This is a genomic window from Kitasatospora sp. NPDC059803, assembly GCF_042732255.1.
Lineage (GTDB): Bacteria > Actinomycetota > Actinomycetes > Streptomycetales > Streptomycetaceae > Kitasatospora.
The window spans coordinates 1-5,313 of sequence record NZ_JBHWIJ010000428.1 but is presented as its reverse complement, the minus strand read 5'-3'; the positions used below and the strand labels follow the sequence as shown (position 1 = coordinate 5,313).

Annotated in this window: 2 protein-coding genes; one reads left to right on the top strand and one right to left on the bottom strand. The window is 77.3% G+C overall.

The features are described 5' to 3' along the window. Positions 1–95: 95 nt before the first annotated feature. Positions 96–1,973 carry a serine/threonine-protein kinase gene (locus ACFV6I_RS37285; RefSeq protein WP_380343623.1) on the bottom strand — a complete coding sequence of 626 codons (1,878 nt, stop codon included), beginning with the start codon at positions 1,971–1,973 and terminating at the stop codon, positions 96–98. A 320-nt stretch (positions 1,974–2,293) separates the two neighbouring features. Between ACFV6I_RS37285 and ACFV6I_RS37280 the strand changes: the two genes are divergently transcribed. Next, positions 2,294–5,251 (top strand): FtsK/SpoIIIE domain-containing protein, encoded by a 2,958-nt coding sequence (locus ACFV6I_RS37280; RefSeq protein ID WP_380430490.1) that lies wholly within the window; start codon positions 2,294–2,296, stop codon positions 5,249–5,251. The last annotated feature ends 62 nt before the right edge of the window (positions 5,252–5,313 follow it).

Genomic DNA, 5,313 nt, shown 5'->3' with positions numbered 1-5,313 from the left:
CTAAAAATCTAGCCACTTCTCCAAAACCCCACACCCCCGCCGCGCGGCCCCGGCCCTGGACCGGGCGGGCCCGCACGGCAGGGCCTGGCCCGGCGTCAGTTCTTCGAGCTGCCGAACAGGGCGTCCGCCCAGTCGCGCACGGTGTTGAACCAGCCCTGGATGTTGTCCCAGTAGTGCGGCAGCGGCGTGAAGTTCCACAGCGCCACCCCGGCCACCACCAGCACCAGCACCACCACCAGACACCCCTTGAGGCAGCCGAGCCCGGGGATGTACATCCGGTTGCGGCTGCGCGGGCGCCGCTCGCGCGGCGGGGCGGGCTCGCGGCGGTCCTGCTCGCGCGGCTCGTCCCGACGCGGCTCGTCCCGGCGCTGCGGGGGCTCGCGGTGCTGCGGCGATTCGCGGTGCTGCGGCGCCGGCGGCTCGGCCCGGCGCGGGACCGGGGCGGGCGGGGGCGGGTAGCCGCCCTGCGACTGCCCGTACGCGGCCGGGGCCGGCCGGTAGCCGCCGGGCGGCTGCGGGCGTCCACCGGGCCCGGGCTGCGGCGGGCCGCCGTGACCGGACTGCCCGGCCTGGTAGCCCTGACCGCCCTGGTAGGGCGGCGGGGCCACCGGCGGCCGCTGGGCGTACCCGGGCGGCGGCGGGCCCTGGCGCCGCTGGTCCGGGTGGTAGCCGGCCGGCGGCTGCGGCTGGTAGCCGGGGGGGCCGGCCTGGAAGGGCCTCGGGGCGACCTGCGGGTCCTCGAAGTCCTCCGGGCCGAAGTAGCCGACCTGGGTCTGCTGGTTGCGGTCCCGGGCCGCCCGCAGCTGCGTCTGCCACGGGTGCGGCGTCTCCTCCCCCGGAGACCCCGGAACACCCGGAGCGCCCGGCGGGGGCGGCGGCACGACGGTGGGCGGCATCACCTGGGTGCGGTCCGGGGCCCCGAACGGCGGGGCGGGCGGCGGCTGGGTGCCCATCACCTGGGTCGCCCCGGCCGGGTCGTACTGCGGGGCCGCGGGGGCGGCCGGGGCGGCCGGCGACAGGCCGGGGACGCCCGCGCCGGCACTCGGGACGGAGGTCGGGCGCGGGTCCGGCAGCAGCAGCGAGCCGACCGCGAGCGCCTCGTCCACCGCCGACGGGGAGGCGTGCACCCCGACGCCGGCCGCCACCACCCGCAGCGCGCGGGCCAGCGAGGTCGCGGACGGCCGCTGCGCCGGGTCCTTGCGCAGGCAGCGCTCGATCACCGTCCACAGCGGCTCGGGCATGGTGCTGGGCCGCTGCGGCTCCTGCGCCAGGTGGGCGTGGAGGAGCGCGATCGCGCTGTCGCCCTGGAACGGCTGGCGGCCGGTGACCAGCTCGTACAGCATGATCCCGGCGCCGTAGACGTCCACCGCGGAGGTCTGCGGGCGGCCCTCGGCGGACTCCGGCGCGATGTAGGCGGGGGTGCCGACGAACTCGTGGGTGCGGGTGATGCCCGGGGAGTCGGCGAGGCGGGCGATGCCGAAGTCGGTCAGCATCGGGTGCATCTGCTCGGTGCCGTCCAGCACCGTGGAGGCGAGCAGCACGTTGGCCGGCTTGAGGTCGCGGTGGACGATCCCGTCCTCGTGGCTGGCCGCCAGCGCGTCCGCGACCTGGGCCATCAGCAGGGCGCCGGCGATCGGGCTGAACGGGCCGTTGGAACGCAGGTATCGGGCCAGGTCGGGGCCGTCGATCAGGTCCATCACCAGGGCCAGCAGCTCGCCCTCGACCACCAGGTCGCGGACCCGGACGATGTTCGGGTGGGTCAGCCGCAGCAGCAGCGAGCGCTCGCGCAGGAAGCGCATCACGACGTCCGGGTCGGACGCCAGTTCCTCGCGCAGCACCTTGATCGCCACCAGCTGCCCGGGCTCGCTGCCGGGCACCTGGACGTCGGGGCGCACCCGGCCGCGCCAGACCGTCCCGGTGGCACCCCGTCCGAGGGTCTCCTCAAGCAGATACTTGCTGCCGACTGGCCGCACCTGTCGCACTCCTCGTCGTGCCGCCCGCGCGGGGCGCTCCTCCGCCGGTGCGGTGAGCCTGCCGGGCCCGTGTCTGCGGCCACTCTAACGGTGTCCGTTCAGGTTTTTGGGGCGACCGGCAGGCCATCCCGGAGGGGTTGGGGGACATCCCCTAGGGGAGTTCCCGGACCGGTTCGGCGGGCCCGCCGACGGGGCCCTCGCCGCACCGGTTGACCTGACCCTCCGTCGCCTCCACCATGGCGATGATCGCAAGATCGTCAAATCCGGTACGGTGCGCGGACTGTCCGTGACGGATGGCAGGATGGACACTCGCCACTCGTGTGGCCCAAAGGGTCGCCGCGGCCGCCCCGCGCGCCCGCGACGACACCGGGCAGCGGTACCAGGCTCCACACCAGCAGAAGGGACCCGCGGGCGAGATGCAGATCCGGCTGACCGTCCTCCGACCGCGCAGCGGCCCGGCCGCCGCCGGCTCCGCCATCCCCTACGTGGACGTGCTGGTCACCGCCCCCGTCGGCACCGCGCTCGGCTCCCTCGCGGGCGCCCTCGCCGGCGCCGTCGGCGTGCGCGGGCCCCGGGCCGCCACCCACGTGCACCTGTACGCCGGGGCGCACCGGGTCGACGAGCACACGCTGCTCGGCCACCCCCCGCTCCTCGACGGGGCCGTCCTCAGCCTCAACGAGCCCGACCCGACCGCCGACGACCCCGACGACACCCCTGCCGCCGCCGAACTTCGCGTGGTCGGCGGCCCCGACGCCGGCGGAGTGCACCGGCTGCACGGCCGGGAGATCCGGATCGGCCGCTCCGGCGAAGCCGACGTCCCGCTCGACGACCCCGACGTCTCCCGGCTGCACCTGGCCCTGCACCTCGCCGACGACGGCAGGATCACCGTCCGCGACCTCGGCTCCACCAACGGCACCACCCTGGACGGTCGGCTCGTCCCGCCCGGAGCCCCCGAGGAAGCCGTCCCGCTGGAAGCCGGCGCCCTGCTGCGCATCGGCGAATCCACCCTGCACGTGGCCACCCCCGACCCGGCCGACGGCACCGGCCGCGCCGCCCTGCCCGACGGCCACGGCCACCTCCAGCTCGCCGCCCCAGGACCGGTCCGCCCCACCCCGCCGGTAGCCGAACCCCCCGCCGCCCCCGAACCCGCCCCCGGCCGCAGCCGCGGCCTGCTCTCGCTGCGACTCGGCCGCACCGCCGAACCGCCCGGCCAGGAGAGCGCCGAACGCCACCACACCGCCGTACGACTGCGCCAGGCCGCCGCCCAGCGCGAACGGTGGCCGGATCTCGCCACCCTGCTGCTCAACGCCGTCGGCCCCGGCCCCCGGCTCTGGGAGCGCGGCCCCGGCCACCCCGACGCGCTCACCCTGCGCCTGGGCACCGCCGACCGCCCCGGCGGCCCCGGCACCGCACCCGGCACCATGCTGCCCGCCGTCCCCGTCACCCTCGACCTGCAGACCGCCGGCAGCCTCGGCCTCAGCGGCCCGCGCGAACGCCTGGACGCACTCACCCGGGCCGTCGTCGCCCAGCTCGCCGCCCTGCACCCGCCGACCGGCCTGAGCCTGGTCGTCGTCGACGCCGACCAGGCCCGCACCCCCGAAGAACGCGCCGACACCTGGGCCTGGGCCCTCTGGCTGCCCCACCTGCGCCCCGCCGACGGCCAGGACTGCCGGCTGCTGCTCGGCCTCGACGACGAACAGGCCACCGCCCGGCTGACCGAACTCACCGCCCGGCTCAGCGGCCCGGCCGGCCTCGGCGGCCACCCCGCCACCGTCGTCGTGGTGGACGGCCGCCCGACCACCGAGACCGCCCGGCAGGCCGTCGACCTGCTGCTGCGCCAGGGACCGGCCGTCGGCATCTTCCCGGTCTGCCTCGCCGAGCAGCCCGAACTGCTCCCCCGAGGCCTCGGCGCCACCGCCCTGATCACCGGCGAGGTCGGCACCCAGCTCTCCCTCGACCGCCCCGTCGCCCGCGGCCGGGAGACCTTGCACGAGGTCTCCCTGGACGCCGTCTCCGACGCCTGGGCCGAACGGCTCGCCCGCGTGCTCGCCCCGCTGCGCGAGGCCGCCCCGGCCGCCCGCGGCCCGCTGCCCGACGCACTGCGGCTGCTCGACCTGCTCCAGCTCGACACCGTCACCCCGGCCAAGCTGTCCGCCCGCTGGGCAGCGCACGCCGGCGGCATCGGCGCCGCCACCGCGCTGCTCGGCACCACCCGGGACGAGCTCTGCACGCTCGACCTGGCCGACCCCGAACTCGCCCTCCCCTCCCCCGACCCGGGCGGCCCGCACCTACTCATCGGCGGCGCCCGCGGCTCCGGCAAGACCGAGCTGCTGCGCACCCTGGTCGCCTCGCTCGCCGTCTCGGAACGCCCCGAGCGCCTCACCGTCACCCTCATCGAGGGCCGGTCCACCGAGGACGGCCTGGACGGCTGCACCGAACTGCCGCACGTCACCGGCCTGGTGAACGCCGCCGACGACCCGCGGGCCGCGCTGCTCGCCGCGGAGGCCCTGGAGGACGAACTCGCCCTGCGCGAGCGGCTGTTCGACGGACTGGACTTCGCCTCCTGGCACGCCGCCCGCATCTTGGACGGGCAGAGCCTGGACGCGCAGAGCCTGGACGGACAGGGCCTGGCCGGACAGAGCCTCGCCGGACACCCGGCCGTCCCGGTGCCCGCCGTCGTCGGCGCGGCCTCCGCCGCCACCCCGAAGATCATCCACCCGCGCAGCGGTGGCGACGGCCCCCGGCCGGTCACCTCCCCCGCCGCCGCCCCCTGCCCCGCCCGCCTGGTCGTCGTCGTGGACGACTACGACGCCCTCCTCTCCCCCACCTGCCGGGCCGGCCGCCCGCTCGCCCGCGCCCTCGCCGCGGTCGCCCGCCACGGCGGCCCGCTCGGCGTCCACCTCGCGGTCACCACCGGCCACCCGGAGGAGAGCGCCGGCACCGAGGTCGACGAGGCCGCCCTGCTCCGCATCGCGCTGCGCACCGAGGACCCGGCCGACTCCGACCTGCTGATCCACCTCGGCGACGCGGCCGCCCTGCCCGAGGACACCCCCGGCCGCGGCTACCTGCGCCTGCCGGACGGCGGCGTCACCGCCTTCCAGACCGCCCGGATCAGCGGCCGCATCCCGCGCACCGCCACCCTGCGCCCCACCGTCGTCGCGATCGACCCGCTCCAACTCGGCGCCCCACCCGCCCGCCGCCCGGTCCGCGAACTCGGCAACGGCCCCACCGACCTCGCCCTCCTCGCCAGCGCCCTCCAACGCGCGGCCGCCCACTGACCGGCTCGCACCAGCGCGCCACCCACTTCCCAGGAACCGCGAACACGACGGCGGCCCCGGCC